At 40.3% G+C, this 20,948-nt stretch carries 22 protein-coding genes and 1 pseudogene; 2 read left to right on the forward strand and 21 right to left on the reverse strand.

The features are described 5' to 3' along the window. Nucleotides 1-9: 9 nt before the first annotated feature. The 8 genes from E7747_RS12135 to E7747_RS12170 form a co-directional block, all read right to left on the reverse strand. Complete coding sequence (locus E7747_RS12135) at nucleotides 10-777, reverse strand: metallophosphoesterase (RefSeq protein WP_136416201.1); 768 nt, start codon at nucleotides 775-777, stop codon at nucleotides 10-12. Further along, nucleotides 774-1,352: a metallophosphoesterase gene (locus tag E7747_RS12140; protein ID WP_136416202.1), complete on the reverse strand. Its 579-nt coding sequence runs from the start codon at nucleotides 1,350-1,352 to the stop codon at nucleotides 774-776. The genes E7747_RS12135 and E7747_RS12140 overlap by 4 nt, the downstream gene beginning before the upstream one ends. Nucleotides 1,353-1,839: 487 nt before the next feature. Further along, complete coding sequence (locus E7747_RS12145; RefSeq protein ID WP_021862420.1) at nucleotides 1,840-2,115, reverse strand: hypothetical protein; 276 nt, start codon at nucleotides 2,113-2,115, stop codon at nucleotides 1,840-1,842. Nucleotides 2,116-2,241: 126 nt separating this feature from the next. Continuing rightward, the gene (locus E7747_RS12150) at nucleotides 2,242-2,871 is read right to left on the reverse strand and encodes a hypothetical protein (RefSeq protein WP_120470416.1); all 630 of its coding nucleotides are present in this window, start codon (nucleotides 2,869-2,871) and stop codon (nucleotides 2,242-2,244) included. Nucleotides 2,872-2,882: 11 nt separating this feature from the next. Beyond that, nucleotides 2,883-4,274 (reverse strand): ATP-binding protein, encoded by a 1,392-nt coding sequence (locus tag E7747_RS12155; RefSeq protein WP_022276582.1) that lies wholly within the window; start codon nucleotides 4,272-4,274, stop codon nucleotides 2,883-2,885. Between the two features lie 547 nt (nucleotides 4,275-4,821). Then, nucleotides 4,822-5,745, reverse strand: coding sequence for an IS110 family RNA-guided transposase (locus E7747_RS12160; protein WP_136416204.1), 924 nt, complete (start codon nucleotides 5,743-5,745; stop codon nucleotides 4,822-4,824). A gap of 557 nt (nucleotides 5,746-6,302) precedes the next feature. After that, nucleotides 6,303-7,532, reverse strand: coding sequence for an IS4 family transposase (locus E7747_RS12165; protein ID WP_136413786.1), 1,230 nt, complete (start codon nucleotides 7,530-7,532; stop codon nucleotides 6,303-6,305). Between the two features lie 567 nt (nucleotides 7,533-8,099). After that, nucleotides 8,100-9,374, reverse strand: coding sequence for a hypothetical protein (locus tag E7747_RS12170; protein ID WP_136416206.1), 1,275 nt, complete (start codon nucleotides 9,372-9,374; stop codon nucleotides 8,100-8,102). Nucleotides 9,375-9,492: 118 nt separating this feature from the next. Here E7747_RS12170 and E7747_RS12175 point away from each other — a divergent pair, with 118 nt between their 5' ends. Beyond that, nucleotides 9,493-10,671 (forward strand): PDDEXK nuclease domain-containing protein, encoded by a 1,179-nt coding sequence (locus E7747_RS12175; RefSeq protein WP_136416208.1) that lies wholly within the window; start codon nucleotides 9,493-9,495, stop codon nucleotides 10,669-10,671. Nucleotides 10,672-10,828: 157 nt separating this feature from the next. Continuing rightward, a complete protein-coding gene (locus tag E7747_RS12180) occupies nucleotides 10,829-11,227 on the forward strand; it encodes a hypothetical protein (RefSeq protein WP_136416209.1) in 399 nt (132 codons plus the stop codon). 394 nt (nucleotides 11,228-11,621) lie between these two features. On the opposite strand, the gene E7747_RS12185 is transcribed toward E7747_RS12180, so the two are convergent. The 13 genes and pseudogenes from E7747_RS12185 to E7747_RS12240 form a co-directional block, all read right to left on the reverse strand. Further along, on the reverse strand, nucleotides 11,622-13,130 hold the full coding sequence (locus E7747_RS12185) for a hypothetical protein (RefSeq protein ID WP_136416211.1): 1,509 nt from the start codon (nucleotides 13,128-13,130) through the stop codon (nucleotides 11,622-11,624). Nucleotides 13,131-13,208: 78 nt separating this feature from the next. Then, nucleotides 13,209-13,364, reverse strand: coding sequence for a hypothetical protein (locus E7747_RS17030; RefSeq protein ID WP_228449150.1), 156 nt, complete (start codon nucleotides 13,362-13,364; stop codon nucleotides 13,209-13,211). 145 nt (nucleotides 13,365-13,509) lie between these two features. After that, nucleotides 13,510-16,050: a restriction endonuclease subunit M gene (locus tag E7747_RS12190; protein ID WP_136416213.1), complete on the reverse strand. Its 2,541-nt coding sequence runs from the start codon at nucleotides 16,048-16,050 to the stop codon at nucleotides 13,510-13,512. Nucleotides 16,051-16,104: 54 nt separating this feature from the next. After that, nucleotides 16,105-16,305 carry a helix-turn-helix transcriptional regulator gene (locus tag E7747_RS12195; protein ID WP_136416215.1) on the reverse strand — a complete coding sequence of 67 codons (201 nt, stop codon included), beginning with the start codon at nucleotides 16,303-16,305 and terminating at the stop codon, nucleotides 16,105-16,107. Between the two features lie 165 nt (nucleotides 16,306-16,470). Then, nucleotides 16,471-16,728: an N-6 DNA methylase gene (locus E7747_RS12200; RefSeq protein ID WP_136416217.1), complete on the reverse strand. Its 258-nt coding sequence runs from the start codon at nucleotides 16,726-16,728 to the stop codon at nucleotides 16,471-16,473. 76 nt (nucleotides 16,729-16,804) lie between these two features. Continuing rightward, nucleotides 16,805-17,068, reverse strand: a complete 264-nt coding sequence (locus tag E7747_RS12205) for a type I restriction-modification system subunit M N-terminal domain-containing protein (RefSeq protein WP_136416219.1) — start codon at nucleotides 17,066-17,068, stop codon at nucleotides 16,805-16,807. A gap of 57 nt (nucleotides 17,069-17,125) precedes the next feature. Next, on the reverse strand, nucleotides 17,126-17,968 hold the full coding sequence (locus E7747_RS12210; protein ID WP_136416220.1) for a hypothetical protein: 843 nt from the start codon (nucleotides 17,966-17,968) through the stop codon (nucleotides 17,126-17,128). Nucleotides 17,969-17,988: 20 nt separating this feature from the next. Next, a complete protein-coding gene (locus tag E7747_RS12215) occupies nucleotides 17,989-18,210 on the reverse strand; it encodes a hypothetical protein (protein WP_123615796.1) in 222 nt (73 codons plus the stop codon). Continuing rightward, nucleotides 18,207-18,694: pseudogene (locus tag E7747_RS12220) on the reverse strand (DUF3990 domain-containing protein). Before E7747_RS12220 ends, E7747_RS12215 begins: the two are co-directional and overlap by 4 nt. After that, nucleotides 18,691-18,915 carry a DUF3791 domain-containing protein gene (locus E7747_RS12225; protein WP_136416222.1) on the reverse strand — a complete coding sequence of 75 codons (225 nt, stop codon included), beginning with the start codon at nucleotides 18,913-18,915 and terminating at the stop codon, nucleotides 18,691-18,693. The pseudogene E7747_RS12220 and the gene E7747_RS12225 overlap by 4 nt, the downstream one beginning before the upstream one ends. Nucleotides 18,916-18,917: 2 nt before the next feature. Then, on the reverse strand, nucleotides 18,918-19,127 hold the full coding sequence (locus E7747_RS12230) for a helix-turn-helix transcriptional regulator (RefSeq protein WP_123615828.1): 210 nt from the start codon (nucleotides 19,125-19,127) through the stop codon (nucleotides 18,918-18,920). 171 nt (nucleotides 19,128-19,298) lie between these two features. Then, nucleotides 19,299-20,045, reverse strand: coding sequence for a hypothetical protein (locus E7747_RS12235; protein ID WP_136416224.1), 747 nt, complete (start codon nucleotides 20,043-20,045; stop codon nucleotides 19,299-19,301). Between the two features lie 2 nt (nucleotides 20,046-20,047). Continuing rightward, nucleotides 20,048-20,902, reverse strand: coding sequence for a relaxase/mobilization nuclease domain-containing protein (locus E7747_RS12240; protein ID WP_228449318.1), 855 nt, complete (start codon nucleotides 20,900-20,902; stop codon nucleotides 20,048-20,050). Nucleotides 20,903-20,948 lie beyond the last annotated feature (46 nt).

A 20,948-nucleotide genomic window follows, 5' to 3' on the forward strand; every position in this document is an offset into this window, starting at 1 on the left:
TAATGATCATTAAATTTCAACATGCTTTTTCGGATCAAACCCATTCACAATGTGCTCATTCGCAAAAATATATCCCATCTGATTACAGATTACTTTTGTACTACCAATCTCTGTGTCTATATTGGTATGTGAATGTCCATAAATCCAAATATCTATCCGACTGTTGGCAATCCAATCACCATATTCGCTAGCAAATGCACTATTCAGTACGGAGTTCTTGTGCTGTGGATCAATCACCTCCAAAGTAGGCAAATGATGAGTAACCACCACAATATGACCAGCCGTGCTCTCTTCGACACTTTTCCGGATAAAATCAATACAGGTCTCATGCATCCGATTGAATTCCTCTACCTGTAACAATTTTCCGTCAAATTTGATTTGGCGAAAGTCATTCATACCTTTCCACACGAAATACTCGTCATTCGGGTTAATCCGTGACCATAGCGTACTCAGGACAAAATCGGTATCATCGATACGGATTACCTGATTCTGATAGAACCCTACATTCTCACGGAACATCCACTTCCATTGTAGCCCTCGTTCCATCACGTCCGAATAATTATAGTATTCGTGATTGCTGGGAACAATCAGAACCTGCCTGTAATTATCCGAAGCCCATTTCCAGAATTTCATCATAGGAGCTATCCTATCCCTAAGATAGAATATATCTCCAGCCAAAACCAGCACGTCACCGGTAACAGGCAATTCATTATGCTTTAAATATCTGCTGTTCTCCCTTAACTCCAGATGTAAATCGCTCATGTATTGTATCTTCATTGCTCTTTCATTTTTGATTCTTCAACTTGTTTTTCAATAATTGTCTTCACCTGTGCAAATGGAACCGGCATAAAGTTGTTGTTATCAACACCTACGTCATATTGTGTAGGATAGAGGTACTGAAGCCGTGTGGCATCAATCCCAGTGTTATCCTTCCTCGTATGTACATGACCGAACAGTTGCCATACATCTTTATAGCCGCCATCAAAGCACAGAAACGGATAGTGATTCAAATATATCTTCTGTTTATCCACTTCTATATGCATCTGCATGGTCACACCTATCAATATACCCTGCCTCAAGTTCTTTAAATCATGGTTGCCGAGAATCAGATATATCTTGCCATTCAATCTATCAAGAATTTTAGTCCATTCAGCTGAACCGCCCAGACAGAAATCACCCAAGTGAAAAACAGTATCATCCAAGCCAACTGTATTATTCCAATTGGAGATAATCGTTTCATTCATCATTTCCACATTCTCAAAAGGTCTGTTGCAGAAACGAATGACATTTCCGTGATAAAAGTGGGTATCAGATGTAAAAAATACTTTGCTGCCATCAAATTTATAATTCATTTCTTCTCAATTTATGTGCATCACTGCACGTTAATAATCTGTTTGTCAATCACCCATCAGACGGAAATGACAGAAAAGCATCGTAAGGTAACTGTCACAAATGGGTATAAAAACAAAATAGTTGGAAAGTTCGGTAAAGACTCTCCAACTATTCAGTTTATATTTTCAATCAGGGTAGAATAAACTACACCATGCTATGTTCTTCGTTGGAAAGTATTTATAATACAAGGTTCAATGCCAAAGACATGAACACACAACACAGATTCAGGACGTTTGTTACCCCAAATTGTGACCTTAGATAATATGTTCATTCTATTTCTCTGCATTGCCAGTTTTTATATCGTTTCAAAAACAGCGCAAAATTAGCAAATAAATCCTATATCACACATTACTTTCCGAGAAAATCCACGTAACCTTTTGGTCTATATGCCACATAAAAACTGAACCTATGCAATTAATGCACAGATTCAGTTCCTTATCATTTAGCTCACTCCATTGATTCCCGAATAATCCGCCGAGTCTCTTTCTTATACTCCTTGCGGTCATATTCGAATCCCCTGCACATCCAACAGCTACACGGAGTACCTGTTGTTTTGTAAACTTGTGCCCATTTCTCTTTTGCCAATTCAAACCAACGGGGATGCTCATAATAGCTTCCATCCTCACGAATGATGCAATGACCATAAGCGGCATAAAGAATCATGCGAGCCTTAAACACACGAGCCATTTGTTGGCGTCTCCAAAATTTGTTTCTTTTGTCCATCGTCTCTTTCTATTAAAGTTAGGATGAACGATGATGTTACTTTGGTGAGACTTAATATATCCATAGAATTATACTTTTAATAATCAAATTATTGCAGCTGTATATCATTCTTAATCTTCCATCTGATTAGAGAGAATCTTCATCATCCTCTTCCTCAAAACCTTCTGATGCATTTGCTATCAGTGCCTTCCCTATTTCCAATTGTAGGTATTTCGGAAGACGAAGCAGTTTTGCCATAAGATGGCTATAAGTGAACTCTACTTTAGTGTCGAGTATTGGTTCTTCTTCAATGCTCGTATCAATTTTCTTAACAGCATCAGCATCTTTAATAAAGTCGGAAAAGTCTGGCTTCTCCATCCAATTTTCTATCATACCGTCATGTTTGATTCTTAAACGGATATAATCCCCACAATCATCCGCCTCCGGAATTAAGCCATTAGGTACATAATCGGTAATTTTACATATTACCTTTTTATCTTTATCAAGCAAGAAATAGGTTCCGCTATCACATACCTTAGCTTGAAGATATAAAGTTCCATATTCTGGTTTCCAATCAAGAAGTTTATGAACTTTCAAGTCAATTATGCCAGACCACATCCCTTTAGAAACCAAAGGATACTTGTTTTCATATAGCTCACCAAGCCAATCATCTGTATAGCTACACATTTCCTCATTGTATGGGAAGTATATCACCAGATAGTGAGCCACCTCATTCAAATTCTGTTCTTCAACTCCAACTAATATCTGTTTTGCCATAATCAAAATTTTTAAATAGTAGTCAACAGACTCACATCAACATCAGGAATGATAACGTCCGCAAGCCTGTCTTCGACAAGGAATCCCATATACAACGGAATGGTGAGTATATCTCCCTCACGTCCTACATTATATTGCCCCAACTTGATTGCATTCTTGACATGATACACATCCTTATTTTTAAGAATGGTAGCCATACTTTTTGCCTTACCGGTCTTAGCCTTGACTTCAAGGATGACGCATTCGCCTTTGAACCTTACCAAGAAGTCCAGTTCAAGCCCACTGTCCTTATGGAAATAGTATAGCTTCTGTCCGGACTTACACAGGAAATCCGCCATGAGGTTCTCAAAGATAGCTCCCTTATATCCAAGAAGATTCCCCTTCAATATATCAGCCTGAGTGCCATAGTCGAGCATTGCTACAAGGACACCTATGTCAGTAGTGTACACTTTGAAACAATCTTTGATGGAATTGCCCTCCAACGGCAGTTCCGTAATCTGCGTGTTATAGCACCTACGGACTATTCCGGCATCCTCCAACCATTGAATGCTACCGATGTATTGAGAAGACCTTCCTCCCTTTTTGACTATGGAATATTGGAATTTCTTATTCTCCTTGGCTAATTGCTTCGGAATGGATTCAAAACATTCACGGATATTAGGTTTGTCCGCATCATCTGCATATTTAACCATATCCTCCTCGTATTCGGCAATAAGATTACGCTGCTTCTTATATATGAGTTCGATATTCTTGGTTTCAAGGAAGCAATTCACCACTTCCGGCAGCCCTCCTACAATAACATATCTGTATAGCAGCTCCATCATTGCCTTGTGAATCCCATCGGGAACAGCCTTTTCGTTCTCAAAACATGATTTGACAGAATCGATAACAGCCTCACCGATTCCGTTTGCCCATAGAAATTCCTCAAAATCCAATGGGTACATATCAATTACGGTTTCATATCCGACAGGAACAGAATCTTGCCCGACATCCTCTTTCTTTTTCTTGCTTTGACCATAGCCTTTCACTCCTAAAAGAGAACCTGTGGCAATAACATCAAAACGTCCGTCTATATGAAATGACTTCAAGGCTGTCCTTGCTTCTTTACATTCCTGAATCTCATCAAGGATAATGCAGGTTTTCCCTTCAATGAACCGACTGCCTTGAATCAAAGCAGAGAGGTTGAGAATGATGGTATCGACATCTATATTGCCAGTAAAGGCAGACTTCTTGTCAGGTTCAAGAATGAAGTTCATATAGACCACACTTTCATAATTCTCCCTTGCGAATTTCTGGACAATATATGTTTTCCCACACTGGCGGATACCTTTTATCACAAGGGGCTTTCTGCCCTCGGCCTCTTTCCAATTAGCTAAATATGTTTCTATTTTCCTTTTAAGCATAGCGCAATCTTATTCTTTCCGCTACAAAATTACACTTTTTCGAGCGAATAAACCAAGGTTAAATACACTTTTTCAAGCGAATAAATCGAATTTAGTCACACTTTTTCCAACGAATCATCCCTATTACACGACATTTTTTCAAGCGAATCACAGCATAAACCTTTACTTTATCTCCGTATTCATATATACGTGCATTAAAGTAAAGCTAACAGAGGGAGAAAAAGAGATGGCTTCTCCAAAGCCATACTGAACCATATCTGCCGACTTTCTCTTTTGGCTGCAAAAGAATTCGACACCCCAACCCAAAAACAAAGCAAGACTCCCCTTATCAAACCACAAAATCCCACCCAAAAATCCGTAAATCCATCTCCGACTTTGCAGCCCGAATCGGCGAAATTATCCCCGATATGCCTTATCTTTGCGAAGCGGAGGTTTCGGGGCGAAAGAGAGCGATTTTCCCCATTTCCCCTCTGTTTTGAGATTGGTAACGAAGAAAAGTGTTAAATCTTCGATTTTTGACGAAAAAACAAGTAAATTTTCGAGTGGTCTATCTTTTAAGTCGTAAACTACTGATAATCAACTGGTATAATATACTGCATCGGAAAGTCTTCTCACCGACGTATTCCTTGTCGCCGCTTGACGACATCATCGGCACGAGTCCGAGGAACGATGCGAACTGGCGCTGGTTACTGAAGCGACCGATGTCGTCAATCTCGGTAAGCAGGCTCATGGCAATTGTCGAACCAATGCCTGGAACCGACATCAGGATGCCGTATTTCTCGGCATACCTGTCGCTGCGCGCCAGCGAGCGCAATCTGCGGTTCACATCAAGGAGGCGTTCCCTGTAATGGAGTACCTCGGCAATGAGCAGGTCAAGCGAGACCCGTGTGTCGGAGAGCAACCGCACGTCATTCTGCAACCACGTTATGAAACATCTTGTCCAGTGGCGGTTGCTTCGGAAATATTCTTCGGGGTACTCCACGCCGTTGTTGTACAGCAGATGCTTGATTCTGGATTTTATGCCGCCGGAAAGCTTCACAATAGTGGCGCGGTGGCGTACCAGCGCACGGTCGTCGAGGCTGTCCTTCGAGTGAATGTACACACTGCCGAGCTCACCGCGCATAAGGGCTTTGGCCAGCTTTTTTGAATCCACCGGGTCTGACTTCGAGTCCTTTTCCTTCTGGGTGGTCGGAACGTCAGCCGCATGTACCATGGTGCATTTTATACCAAGCTCAGTCAGGGCATAATAGGTCGAGAAGCCCGAAAACCCCGTCTCGTAGGCTGCATGGTAGCTACCGTTAGGATAATGCTTGTTCAAATGTTCAAAGAGCTCTTTGGCCGAAGCCTTTTGAGTATGAGTGCGCATAAAACCAGAGGGGGTGAGCACCGTGACACTCCATGTTCTCAGATGGACGTCGATACCAATAGAGATATTTTGTCCGCTGAAATCTTTTTTGTTACTTTGTACCATAGACGTATCGGTTTTGCTGTTAATGTATTTTGCTTTTACAAATTTACATGCAATTGCCCTTACGTCTATCTTTTCTCCTCACTCCTCTCGGGGGAAGCCTTAGCGGCAAGGGGCAGACAGCCCCCGTTGAGCGCCCCGTCAGCTAATCTGATGCAAACATAGTGACTTTATATTGGGGATAAATTCTCCTTATTTCTCCCGGATTTTGTCAACACATGTAAACCACTGTCAACACACGTCAACTAATGCGTCACTGTGACATTCGGGCTAACCGTGAATTTCCGTCGCGGTAGAAATATGTAGGAAAAATATGGATAAAAGCCGTTACTTCCAAATGCGGATTGGAAAGTGTTAAAATAGAAAAATCGCTGATATACAGCGACTTTATTCTAAATAGTTATAGTTGGTTACGGCTGTTTACAAGCCATCACTTGCCGATGCAATTATAGCATATTCTTGATTATTGCTGTCCGATAAAACTCAAATAGCGCAATAAAGTATGGCTCGAACGCTGATTTTACGGTGTTCGAGTCTTCTTTTTTACCTTACAAGCCCCCTCAGTCAAACAATGACGGTTCGGGAGGCGCTCCGGAGGCCTCGGAAAGGATGATTTCCCACTCTTTTTCCGGGTTGTTAAACAGGCTGTTGAAGTCAACGTAGTACATCAGGGTAATTCTGACCATTGTTGCCAGCCCGGAGAAGCTCCACTGGCGTTTCAGCCCCTTCTGCATAACCATCAGCAGTAGATTGGCGATTAGTGTGATCCAGATCTGGATCTTGATGGCATTGGCGCTCTCGCCATAGAAGTATTTAAGTGGAAAGTTTTGTTTCATCTGCTTGAACAGCAGCTCAATTTCCCATCTCTGTCGGTATATCGCGATGATTTCCTCCGGGTCGGACTCCATATCGTTGGTCAGCAGCGATATCAGTTTGCGCTTCTTGACATCCACATAAGTGATTATGCGTGATTTATGTCGAATGACCTCTCCGCCTTTAACCTGCTTTACAAACTCCACTTGCTGTATCCTGACCTCCATCAGTCCGTCAGGAGTCTGATACATAGTGTCCGACAATATGCTGTATTTCAGGTTCTTCTTCATCTTGGTGACGTATGTTACGCCACGCTCCGTCAGTTGTTGGAACTTCTCATAGTCGATGTATGCGCGGTCCATTGCCATTATGTCGCCTTTACTCAATGTTGTTGGCTTGAGCATGAATGAGTCGTTTGTAGCCGCTGATGTGAACTTTATATCCGACGGCACACCTTCGTTGGCATGTATGACGGTATGAACCTTGATTCCGCCTTTCTTTTTTCCGGTCTTTGGATGGCGTCCGACTCCCTTGAACAGCAGGTTGGAGAACAGAGTAATAGTCGTGGAGTCGATAATCTGCAGTCGTTTCATCCATTTTGGAGTCTTGCGGCTGTGGCTGTCCGAGGAAAGAACGTGGCGGTAAGTGGCATATAGATCACGATATATAGCCTCAAATATAGCTTCGGGGCGCCTCTTGTTGGCATCCGCAAGTGTGCTGCGCCCGATTTTGAAAGTAATACCTATATGAGACAGTTTACGCGTCTCGGCAAGCAAACTGGCTGTTATCTCACGCAATGAGTCGAATCGCATTATCACGGCATAGAGCATTACCACCAGATGAATCCAGCAGTTAAACCGTTTGGTATATCTCTCTCCTCCGTATTCGCGGCTAAACTGAAGAATTTTCGACTTGTCAAGCAGTTTTATTACCTGACCATAGAGCGGCTGTCCGCTAAAATGACTACTTTTGGGCATAGTTTAGAATATGTTTTGACCAACACAAACTAAACTAAAAGGACTGACTCCTGCAATAGGTGCCAGTCCTAATTTTGTTTTGCCTCAAAAAGTTTTATCGGACAGCAATAATTCTTGATAGTGAGCAGGTTGCGCTTTAAGTCTACAAAATTGATTTTTACGGGGTTCACACCTCCAAACGAAGTTCATCGAACACCTCTAAAATCTTCTCAATGTGAGATAATTTTAACAATTTCGACTCTCTTAAAGTACCCATTCTTTACTTATGCAAATTTACTGATTTATTTGGATATCTACAAACTCAAATTCGTATACCAAGGATCAATTGACACCTTGTGCTTTATCAATCAGATTCTTGTGACTCCAAATCACAGGGTTTGGTTTCATTTGATTCTACAAATGTATCATTGCGGACAACAATTCGTTTTTCAAATTGATTGAACTGTCTTTCAATTTCTGATTGAATTGATTTCGATATTTTATTAGCCTCATGCTCAATTTCCTGAGGGGATAATATCCCTCCGGACGGTGTCTGAAATGATTTTATTGTAAAATAATTCATAAGGCTCAACGATAATAATTATTAAAGAAATGTTTGTTTAACTCTGGATTAAAATAATGCTTTCTGTTCATCCATATAAATCCATCTCCTTTAGAAATAACTGCAACATCAATTGGACCTCCAACGGTTTCTTCACTTGGACTCATTCGCCGAATTAAACAAGTGAGAGATATGAAACTTTCTGCCATATTTGCAAGATCCTCCTTTGCAAGTCCTGCAATGGTATTAAGTAGAGGCCTTGTGTAAGAATCTCGCATGCTGTCTAATACTCCTTGGCTTAAGGTTTTAATTATAGATGAGATGTCAAGTTTGCTAATCTCATCTGCAAACTTTTTACCTTCAGGTTTAGATGACAAATATCTACATAATGTGTCTGTGTACGAATCAACGCCATTTTTAATTGTATTGAATATAATATTTTGACAATCAGGCGTTAAGCCTTGTGTTATGGTTTGAATAACATCGGTTTGAGCAAAAGGGGCAATAGTGACTGATGTACCATGTTCTGATATTGAATCAGCCTTAGCTTGATTAATGAAATATTTTAACCGTTTATTATATCCTGTGGCTACAACACAGGGAATGATTGATGGGTACAAGTCATCGTCGCCGTAACCACAAAATACCAAACCTGTATGATAATCTGGCTCTAACTGAATTATCCAATAATAAAAGAATGCTTCACAAAACAAATCTCTTAAATCGATTGGAAGATTGGATACTTGAGGATGTTGGTATATTTCATCAAAATCCACTTTGGTCTCATTCTTGAATTGCTCAAATGTATAGCCTACAAAATCATCACAAATCGATGGATTGATTTTGTTTGCATCCAGACAGCTATTTAGTTCATCCTTAAGCTTTTCAATAATTAAAGGGTCGTTGTAATCAAAATTCTTAAAGTTGAATTTTTGGCATATTATTCTTAAATTCAGTATATAAAATGCCTCAATCTGATTCTTCAGCCAATTGTGCTGTGTTATATCGTCTGTAAAGAAATTATGTGTATGTAGAAAATGAATAAAGTCTATTACATAATCAGAAAGATGAGGAAAATGCTTTTCCCCTAACTGTTTACGATAAATCTTGATTATAATCTCCCACGGTGTCCCCATTAAAGCAGCATTACTATAAGTTGCAATCCCAACAGGTTCGTATTTGGAAAGCATAAATAGCTTATTCCCATTATTAACAACCTTATGGGTGTTACCCATTGTTACTGCGCTATCCGCAGCAATAGCAATGGCATGTCGATTCATTACTCCTACTATAGCTGTCATGGCTTTTGTTGATTTGACCGCAAAGATAGCAAATTTCGTTGGATTATTGGCTCTAATCGATTGGAAAAATATAGTTTGATTTGTGGATATCAGGATTTTGGAGTAATTTTGTATTACGATGACTGATATTATTCCAAACAACGAACCCCATATTGTCAGGGTCAAGGATTTTAAGATTGACGCTGACTATGCCGCTTGGCTCTCTGAAATCAAGCGACGTTATCACTCTGCCCAAATAAAGGCGGCGGTTAAGGTCAATACGGAAAAGCTGGCATTTAACTGGAGTGTTGGGCGCGACTTGGTGATGCGCAAGGCGGAAGAAACATGGGGCAGTGGGGTTGTGGAGCAGCTTAGCTTTGACTTGCAGGAGGCTTTCCCTCACGACAAAGGATTTGGAAGTCGCAACCTTTGGAATATGAAGAAATGGTATCTGTTCTTTTCTTCACTGGAGGCAACGGAAAAACTGCACCAAGCTGGTGCAGAATTGCAACAGGCAAATATTCAGAATATTATAAAACTGTACCAAATTGGTGCAGAAATTGATTCGGACTTTCCTCTTGTTCTTGGTCTGGTGCCATGGCGTCATCAGGTTAACATTATAACCAAATGTAAGTCGGCAGATGAGGCTGTTTTTTATTTGAAAGAGTGCATATTGAACGGATGGACTCGTCAAACGTTGGATAACTCACTGAAAGCTAATCTATACAAGACACACGGTAACGCTATCAGCAATTTTCCTCAATATCTGCCGGAAGCACAAAGCCGTATGGCACAAGAAATCACTAAGGACAACTATGATTTCGGTTTTGTAACTGTTCCAGCCGACTATAAGGAGGAACAGCTTGAAGCGGCGTTGGAGCAGAATATAACCCGTTTCCTGCTTGAACTTGGAACAGGATTCGCTTTCGTAGGACGACAAAAGGAACTGATTGTCGGGGGACGTACCCGCCGGATTGATATGCTGTTCTACCATATCCGCCTAAAGGCATACGTTGTGGTCGAACTAAAAGTTAAGCCATTCGATCCTGAGTATGCAGGAAAACTCAACTACTATGTCAATGCTGTTGATGAACTGCTAAAAGGAACTGATGACAACCCCACTATCGGACTGTTGATTTGCAGCGATAAAGATGAAACCGATGTACGTTGGGCTTTCAAAGGAATACAAACCCCAATGGGAGTGGCTTCGTACGATAATGTCCAGATTGCTTCTCCCTCAAATCTGCTTCCCTCGGCTGAGGAACTGCAAGCAAGAGTGAGGTTGGTTGAAGAAGAATTAAACAAGTCGAATGACTAAATTCATTGCATTTTCTGCATTATCCGCATATTCTATAATGGTCGGCTTCTCCAACGCAACCTATTTATCACTCTTTTGTCCTCGAATAATAAGTTGACTGATAGCACCATCAGTAACACCTGAAAAATATATTCAGAAGCATTAATAATAGATATTTATGAAACATAACGAAGAACTCTATACAATCACACTTACAAAGAAACAGATGCGTCTTATCGCAAATTGCGTTGAAGACTGCTCAAGGTTTCTTGCCGGACAATGTGAACTTGGCTTTACCACATGTGGTCTTGATAAACAGCAAGAGATTCAAGAGAAACTCCGAGAACTGCACGACCTTGTGGCAACCGATTTAGCTAATCAACCATACGCATCTTACGGATGGTCAGGGGGCGGTTGTTCTAACGATTACCAGCGCAACAAAATTATTCAGCTATATCCTCTATATCGTGAAATTCTCCATTTCATAGCAAAGGAAGAAGGTCATAATAGCGTATACGCCGGAAGCACCCCAACGTGCGATGAGCAAGATCCATTCATAAAAATCAACAAACTTTGAGAATATCCAACACGGTGATTGTATCCCATGTATCTTAAAACAGGGTATTCAACAATTACTAAATTCATTGCATTTTCTGCATTATCCGCATTATCTCATTATTAGGTAAGTTGGCATACTGTTATAAGATTATCAATTATTTACTCTCTCAATGGATAACTGGTAGAGAAAGGGGGGTACTGGTATAATACTGGTATGGTACTTGCGTTTCGTTTTGTCGAAATTTAGGCGACTGTGTTTAATCTTTGGGGTAGGAGAGGATTCCAAAGCTGTCCTTTTTGCCCAGCCTAATATATTGGTTTAAGTTTTGTTGGGCATATATAAAGCCCGAACCAGAACCAACACAATCACCTTCTATCCCCATAGGGCTATCAGTTATAAGAATTGTTAGGTGTTAGCCTTTGTCATTATATTGTTCTGTCATCTCTCTAAGTTGAAAAGTGAGATGTTTATTTCCATGACCTGCTGCAATTTCTCGTTTATAAACAATCTCCGTATCACCCCAATCAATGACATATCCATTGTAACCTGCTTTTTTTAGCAATAGCATCGCTGAAAGCATACATAATCTGTCCGCTATTAATAACTGTAATTCTTCTTGAGTCAAGTATTCATATTTGTTCCCTCTTGGCTTGGGAATATTACCATGAAGGTATAAGTTTCTGCATGCTATACAATATTCTTCTTCTTCCAAAAGGTTTATTTTTAAATTGGCAAATGGACTTGATAGTTTGTCAGCATTGGGCAATTCATTGAACTTATTTACTTTATTCCATAGTTTATTCCATGTGTCTTTATCCAATTTATCCTTGACTTTCTTTGTCGCCTTCTGTAATTCATGTTTCAACTGAGATATGATTGCTTTATCTTCAATAAGTTTCGCGCTTTGATGTTTTTCCGAGCTTACATTGTTAAGTGCAGAAGTTATAGTCTCAAGTGAAACGGACGCAAGGCTTCCTTTAGAAACATTATCAAGTGTTCCCGCTTGTGTAATGAGGATACAGGCTCTTCTAAGCTCAACATTCTTATACAAGAGCTTAACTAAGTTCTCGAATACATCTGATGACATTAAGAGCCTTTCATCATCAATATTTTGGTAATGGTGGTAGTCTAAAATTGGCTTAGTTGAATGAATTGAACGATTTAAGCTCTGATACCTGAAAGTTAGTGATTCTTTATCTTTAGGTCTCATGCTAAAATAAAAAACACTTTCAGCAATGAAATAACCTGTTAATAGAGCATAAGCAGAGCGTATTGCATCGACAACTTCTTCAAAATCAGCATGACCGACTAAATCCGGGCTTTTAATGATAAAGAATCCTAAATTCTTTGAAATTTCTTCATAGTAGAATAGATACAACTTTGATTTAAGCTCAATTTTAACGGCGTTTTTGAATTTAGATGTCTGATCTTTATTTGTTGTTATATCATAAATTAGTCCTCGATGAGAAGGATCATATTTAGAGGGATTGAATCTAAATATAGCCGTTTGTTTTGATTGGTTCCATATTTGGTCATCAAAGTCAGCCCTAAAAGCTTTTAATGTGACTGCTGCTTTACGAGATTCTCCATTAATTGATAATTCTACGCTTTCGATGTCATTTTGGCTAACTATAATATTAAAATTGGGTACATTGGCATTGTGTGATGGTATCATTAAAATCACTGGTTTTTTAAAGAAATCATCAATGTCAATAGATTTTGATAAAGACTCAGGTATAGAGAAGTTCATTTGATACCTGCCATTATCTAATCTTTTAATTGTTGCGTTAAATATGGCTTTTTCATTGTAAAGCGCCATAAAGAAATTGGTTTCCCCAGCCTCCAACAGAGATACCAGCATTAAAACGGCGTTATCATCCGCAAAGATTGTATTTTGGATTGAATAGATATGGTTTGACATATTATACACTCATAATTTTTATTGGGACTGTCATATTCTAATTACCAAAATTAGTAGCCAAAACTCATGATTTTCTATCTATCCTGATACTACAGGCAGATTGCCATTGTCAAAGCAAGCTGCTCGCAATACACCCCAGAATAGTTCATCGGGAAGCATAAGCATCGTTTCAAAGACAGATGATGTCTTTGGATCCTCGTTAGTGTCTTTGTTATAGTATGTGCTGTGAATCATTGAATTTATTCAACATCATCATCTTCATCAACGAAAATATCATCTTCTCCTCGGGAATCTATAAGATTGCTGAAGGCAGCCATTGATTTATTAAAGTTGACGTCAGCCAATTGTCGATTAGCTTTACCGTCCAGAATGTCGCTAATCAATCTTCTTTGTGTATCTTTATCTGGGGAAAACATACATCTATGTCCTCAAAATCTATCGTTTGTGTTCTTCTTCTATTGCTGTGACCAGTCGTAATGGCTCGAAAAGCTCGACGATAGTATCTCGTTCTAAATAAGGCTGCTAAGAAATCGGGTACAATTTCATCAGAAGTCATTCGATATATAGGATATTCTTTTGTAACAATGGCTCCATCAAACTCCTCACCAACCACAGATATGCAACCCTTCCATAAATCAATAGATGAAAATACCACGTCATTTTGATATGCTCGATACCATTTTGATGGGCTATCTTCGAAATACATTCCTAACCATTCCGGAGGATTTTTGCCTTTCCCCGCAGCTCTAGATCTAATATCTCCTGTTTGGGATAGGGTCATGACTTTTACATATTCCTCTGGAGTATATTCTGGATGTACTTGTTCTTCGCGTCTTTCCATAAGAGTGGATAATTTTTTGCAAATCCATCCCTCTGGAAGATTCTGATTTTCCTGGACTTTAAACAAATGATATTTGGGATCTAAACGATGACTAGGGTGTGCAGACCAAATATCTACTATATCAAAGGCGTAGCAATCTTGCATCCCGGGAGTATAACTAAGGGAATTATTTTCAAACTTTCTATATTCTCCGAGAATTGTGCCAGTTTGATCTTCGTCAAGATGTCCTCCCTCGAAGCCTTTGTATAAATCGTTCTTATCAGATAAAATACCTGTTGGTGTATAGCCAATAAATTGTGCCTCTGCCATGAAAGTTCGATATCTCACGGCTGTCAAGGCATCTATTATTGCTAATTCCTCTGTTTTTGATGCCAAGCTTTCGTTTAGAGTTTGCTCAAATAAAGATTTTTCTCTTGTTGTATATTTTTGAAAGAAAAGTATGGAGGTTTTATTTTGAGCTCCAGATTTTCTAAAAGCATAATCAGGAAGTGAAACTATTGATAGAATCTTTCCATTTTTTATGAGGAAATTTCTAAGTTGAGGGCAATAAGATTGCTCTCCTTGATTGTTAAAAACACCATCAGGCAGAATAAGGCCAAGTCTGCCCCCATTCTGAAGAAGGTTAATTGATTTCTCTATAATGATATGTTCTGAAGCTACCTGACGTTTGCCTTCAGCTAAGACAAAATTTGAGAAATTGTTTGCCCCAAGCTGATCTTCATCATGATCTTTTATATTATCTCCGAATGGAGGATTGCCGACTACCACATTAAAAATTTCATTGCCACGATTTAAGAGTGGTTTTGAGAAATTTATATCCAAACAACTCTTATCGCCTTCTATATTTGTATGACCATCGTGATGAAGCAACAAATTGATTTTACAAATACGTGCTAAAATTTCATGTATTTCTATGCCGTAAACCTGAGTTAATGCAAAGTCATTTTTAATTCGTTCCAGTTCTCTTCGTCCGGAAAATTCTTTATCAATTCTATTCCATACCTGAAGTAAAACCTCAAGAAGAAATCCACCACTACCACAAGTCGGGTCAATAATATATTCCTCATTAGAAACATTTAGCATTGAAACGACAAAACGAGAAAGGGGTCTCATGGTAAAATACTGTCCCAGTTCTCCTCGGAAAATAGAACCAAAGAAAAGTTCAAAGGCAGCGCCGATATTATCTGTGCTGGTATCAGTGAGACTTATGTCCTGTAATATCTTAACGACTTCGTATATTTTATTATCGGACAAATTAATAGATATTCCTTCAGGAAATATATTCGGTTCCGACATGATCGCCCTTGAAAAGAGCTGGTGAATACGATTGGCAACAGCAACAGCACTCTCGTTTATACCGATTTGGAATTGTCTGAAACTGTTATTGGGAGTATGACGTTCATCCTCAACCTTAGCTAACATAAGTTTGCTCCATTCATCAAAAGCCTGCAAAGGATCTCTCTTGCCACCCGCCCATATAACAGAGTGACTTCTGCGAACTTTTGATTCAAGAGTTTTTGCATCTATAGGTTTGATGTCATTGTTATTCGGCCCCGCTATATATTTGTATTCCGGTATAGCTCCATAATTCGCAGGTATAACTTCTCTATCACCAATCAAATTGGTGATACGTTCTGTAGGAGGAAAATCCGCAACATTAAATAATTCCGAATTTACCCCATAGTCAAGTAATCCCAAAGGTATCCTTAGCGAATTTGCATTGCCAAATAACTGTTCGACTGCTTGCCTTTTCTCGCTGTCACTTATTGTTCGCTTTTTATTCTCTACGACCAAGTAAGGTTCGGTACATGTTCTATCTCGATATACAACGATATCGGCCAAATCCTCAGGAGTCCTTCTCGGAACAACTACTTCAGTCCGGATGCAAGAAGGATTATAGTTTTTTTCAAGAACAAGAAAGGCCAATGTCTGTGCTCTCACATATTCTTCGGGGTCACTAAGACGGTATGACTTTTTTTGATGAATATTGTATATCACTCTGTCACCCTCTAATGAAATAATATTCCTAGAGACTGCCTGTGCAATTAATTCATCGTTTTTATATTCTTCGATAGTCATATTCTACATAAGATATGATTTGACTAAAATGAATTTGAGCTATACTAAGGTCGTTTAATCTTTGCCATTGATTAATTCCCTTGGATCGACATCCAATAATTCTGCTATTCTGTTAAGCGTCGGCAGATCTGGCTGAATAGTATTGGTACACCATTTAGACACTGTGGCAACATTCTTGCCTAACTCTTCAGCGAGCCATTTGCTTGTTCGCTTTTTCTCTACCAGAACAACCTTCAATCGATTTAGGTCTTTCATTTCAATAAATTTAATTTTGATGCAAAGGTAGTGATTTTATGTTTAACGACAAAGTAATATGCTGTATAACATAACAAGCGGAATCAAAAGGGGCAGATTCCTTATTGATGAGATGTTATTATCCTAGAATCATCCGACAATCATTCATATCATTCCATATGACAATCAGGCTGACGAAGGGGCGGCAATCAATTCAACGATTGATTGAGGCGTATAGAACTCGCCGTCCTCCTTGTTGGCGTTGATAGCAAAAGTTTGGAGGAAATATTCATACACGCGGCCAATCAAATCTTTTTCCTTGAATTTCTTATGTGGAATCTTGTCGATTTCGTCCATAACCTGCTTGATGACATTGTCCTCGGTGCCTGAGTTAATAAACAAAGCAGAAGGCGGAGCATTTTTGAGTTTAGGTTCGGACTCCATCAGTTTCAAGGTAGCATCATCAAGAGCAACAGCAAGACCTTTCGGCGCAATGAGTTTTAGCGACTCCTAATCGGTTTCAGGGGACGCCCTTTTCACCGAAAGCAGTTCGTTTCTGCGAGATAAGCATTTCTGCATATTCGGGACCATCGGCATTTTCCTGGCGTATTTCATCGCACCGATCGTGGTAACGCTCGGAGATAAATCTTAGGAAAACAAGCCTAAGCAGCATATCTCGCTTATCAGTAAGCGCGGCGCGGCCACGTAGGGAGTCGCGGCAACTGAACAATATATCTTCGAGGACCTCCACTTTCTGCTTTTTATGAGTCGTTTCCTTAGCCATTATTTGAATTTAATTCATCACGATGAACTTAATAAATGTCATGGAGAAAGGTTAGACTTACTTGTCTGTTCCTTTAATTTGTAATAATGTTTTTAATCTCAATGTTTCATCAAGATATATTTTTGTAATTAAATCCCATGTTTTATCCAAGAAATTTGGGTTGACTGCATCAATCCTTTTTTCTAATAAGCTATCTAACCAAACTTTTGGCTTTTCATCATTAAGTTGTTGGAATTCTTTCGCAATTATTTCCTTAAGGATAGGACTTGAATGTTTATCTATTAAAATATTCTGTCTGATATAAGTCGATGATAAATTGAGATATGAAGTTATAACCTCAATATCTAATAAAATCGTATTATAATACGAAATAACACGTTCCTGCTCTGATATTAGATCCAAATACGCTTTTGTTGGTTCTGCAATCATGTATAATTGGCTTTGTCTTTCTGCTTCAACGGAATTTGCAAATTCTTGCTTTATAAGTCTTATTGGACTTTCATTGCATCTGAAAACATTTACTATTTCAGCAATATTATTATAGGAGAAGGTCCTGCAAAAATAGTTGCCTGCTTCTTTAAATAGCTTTAGATTATCACAACCAATTTGATAAAGCATTAGATCATTTTGCATTTTTCGATTCTGTTGATTCTCAAATTGATTCTGTTCAAGTTGCTTGTGGAGGACAAAAAGTGTTACACCAGCCATAATCGTAGAACCTAAGTAACCGCCCCAGAAACTCAGCCAAGCTGAACTTCCGGCATTATTAAAGAATGGAATGGAGAAGTAACAAGCTACATTTAAAATTAAAGGTATGGTTACGAAAGTAATAGCTAATGCCTTATACTTTCGTAGGAATGTCCATATATAATTTCGGGTAGTAGGATTCTTTATATCCATAATATCAATGGTTATGCTATTTATGCAACTTTGCCGGTTTCGATTTCGGATTTGAGGAATTGGAAGATGTAGACGGCTCCCTGATAGTAGAGACCACATTCGGGGTCGTTTAGCTTGGCGAAAGTGGTTGATGAATATAGTTCGTCGAGGGCGCGGTGTATGTCCCAGCCATATTCTGCCATGAGCATCTCTGCAAGTTCTGCCGCAAGGCATTCTATTTGAAACTGTATGTCTTGTGTCATATTTCGATGCGTTTTAAGAGTTGTATGGCTTTGGGTGTGCCGAAAAAGTATTGTACAGCATGGTCGCCCTTGAATCTCAGTTCTTCGACCAATGCCGATGCCGACAGATAGCCCATTATGAAACGGCGAATCTGAACGCCAACAGTATCGTCGGCAATTGGCCGATAACAATGTCGTAGGGATGAGCCGGAACATCGGAGTTGTTCTTGCGGTTCATCACCACAAATTCCGCCCATTCTTCGGAATAGTCAGGGAAAATCTTGATGTTAAGCCCATTCCTTTTCGCCTCGTCTTCATCAAACTCAAAGCACGATAAAGTGGCGGCTCCTTCGTTGAGAAATCGGGTTGTCCGGACTGCCATTTCCATAGCTTGGTCGGGATTGGCATTGAGATAGAAGCCTTGTCCGAAGTCCTTGCCACGCTTACTGCGTGAGAGGTCAATATGCTCAATGGCTACGTTTGACCCGTGATAGAGGCGTTTCATATTTTCCCTCCTTCCCGTTGGCAAATTACCTGAAGGTCTGAAACAGCGTCATCAATGGAAAGGGTATGTTCGGCGGCATAGCAATCAAGAAGGAAATCTATGCCAGTGAAACGGCGCAAATATGCGTATGCCTGCATATTGGAGAGCTGATGCCGTTGGGCGAAAGCTCCGACACATGCCACCACATATTCAATTCTATTAAATATTTCTTTGTTGTCCATGACTATGCTTTATTGCTTACAATTAAATCTTTAACATCAATATCAAGTAATTCTGAAATCCTCACAAGTGTATCAAGGGACGGTTGCATTTTGTTGGAACACCATCGGGAAACGGTGGCTTCATTTTTACCGACTTGCTCGGCAAGCCATTTACCGGTTTTACCATTCTCAACCAATGCAATTTTGATTCTGTTTATCTTTGGTGATTCCATATCACTTGTTTTGCTTACTGATTACAATTCTTTGATGTTAAACGCAAAGTTACATATAAAATCTGAGATTACAATCAAAACAAGGATAAATTTTGCAACTACCGACAACGATGTCAGGCAATTATAGACAAAACGCCGCCGAGAGGGTGGTGGCTCTCGGCAGCGTTGGAATTAGTCTTCGGCTGGGCTGAAGTAGAGGAAAGTCTTGTCGAAATCTCCTTTTTGCTCCCAGTAGCGGATTACGTCTTTGATGCTATCCTGCTCATGGGACGTTCCTGTGAAAAAATCCTTTTCGTGATTCAATAGGAGTTGAAGTTCTTTTTCGCTCTTGTAGAGTGTACGCTCTCTGCGGTAGAGCCATTCGGTTTCGATAAGTCGGCTGTTCTGATTCAACAGATAGAAGAATCCATAACCGAAACCTCCGGCGGCGATAAGTAGAACCGCAAAGATGGCATAGACCCAATGTGGGGTTGCACGCCACCATTGCCCCCAGATTATCGACTGGGCTTTGTAGCGCATGTCGTTCACCACGTCATAGAGCTTTTTTCGCTCATCCGCAAACTCCCTGCGGAATCCTTCATAAAGAGCGTCCTTGACCTTATCTCCCAGATTGTCCGACAGCACATCCGCAACTCCTTTCGACAGGCTGCCCGGCAGTTGCTCCATGACTATTTTGAGTGTGCCGTCGGTTGAGGTTGCTGGTAGCTTTTCATCAAGCAGTTTGCTGATGCTTTCATTGGTTGCTATATTGTCGGGCAATTTCACCGTTATCGGCCCTTGATTGACTGCTTGTGGCGGTGGTGTTGCCTTTGCCTTGGTTTCGAGGGTCTCGATGCGAGTGGTGTGGTTGGTTACTGTCTTTTGCAGGTCGTCAATCTGCACTTCTTGTTTCTTGACGTCATCATATAGCTTTGACATATTCAGATTCTTCTTGATTTGCGTTTACGTCTGGCTTCTTCTTTCTTGATGGCGTTTTGAAACGCCTGTTCCTCAGGGTCGAAGCCGGGGCCGAGAGTGAACAGATTTCCGATTGCCCCGACGGTGGCTTCAATCACATCTTCTACAAGTGAGGGCTTTTGCGTCGGGGTATATTCGACCGTTACTTTGGGGCGCGTCGGAGCGCGATCAGACTGTTGTTGCCCATGCTTGCAGTTAAACTCAAAGAGGTTGTTCAGGCGACGATATGTGAACGCACGGTCTATTTTAGATCCGTTGACCGTTATGTCACCGTCTGTAAATTTCACGCCGATGGGTTTGCCGGTGTTGTGGTCGTCATGAAATTTCACTTCAATTCCGGCACAGGCGAGTCGGCGCGAGAATTCATCCCACGACTTACAGCCATAAATCGCCTGACTAATCCGCTCCTTGAATACCGGAATTCTGTCCTCGTATTTCTGTTTCAGCGGCGAGTATGTGAGTTCGTATTTGTCCTTGATGGCCTTTACTACACGGTCGCTGCGCCTGAAATTGTTGCGCTCGTCGACAGCCTTGCCTGACATATCCACACGGTTATAGACGATGTGGAAATGCGGATGCCCGGTTTCCAGATGGCGCACGATAAGATATTGTGTGTCCTTGATACCCATACCTTCCATATACTCTTTTGCGAGCTGAGCCATGAATTCATCGGTCAGGCGAGGCGCATCGGCGTTGTCAAAACTGATGGAAATATGTCCTGCCGGATTCTCTTTGCCGGGCATAAATCCATGTATCGCTTCAAACGACTGCACCATTTTCGCATAGTCGGAGGTGAAGATATTATCGCTTTCGATGATGCGCCATGTGTCCGGCGTATATTCTTCGGGTTGTGGAACTGGCGTG

The sequence above is a fragment of the Duncaniella dubosii genome (assembly GCF_004803915.1).
GTDB classification, from domain to species: domain Bacteria; phylum Bacteroidota; class Bacteroidia; order Bacteroidales; family Muribaculaceae; genus Duncaniella; species Duncaniella dubosii.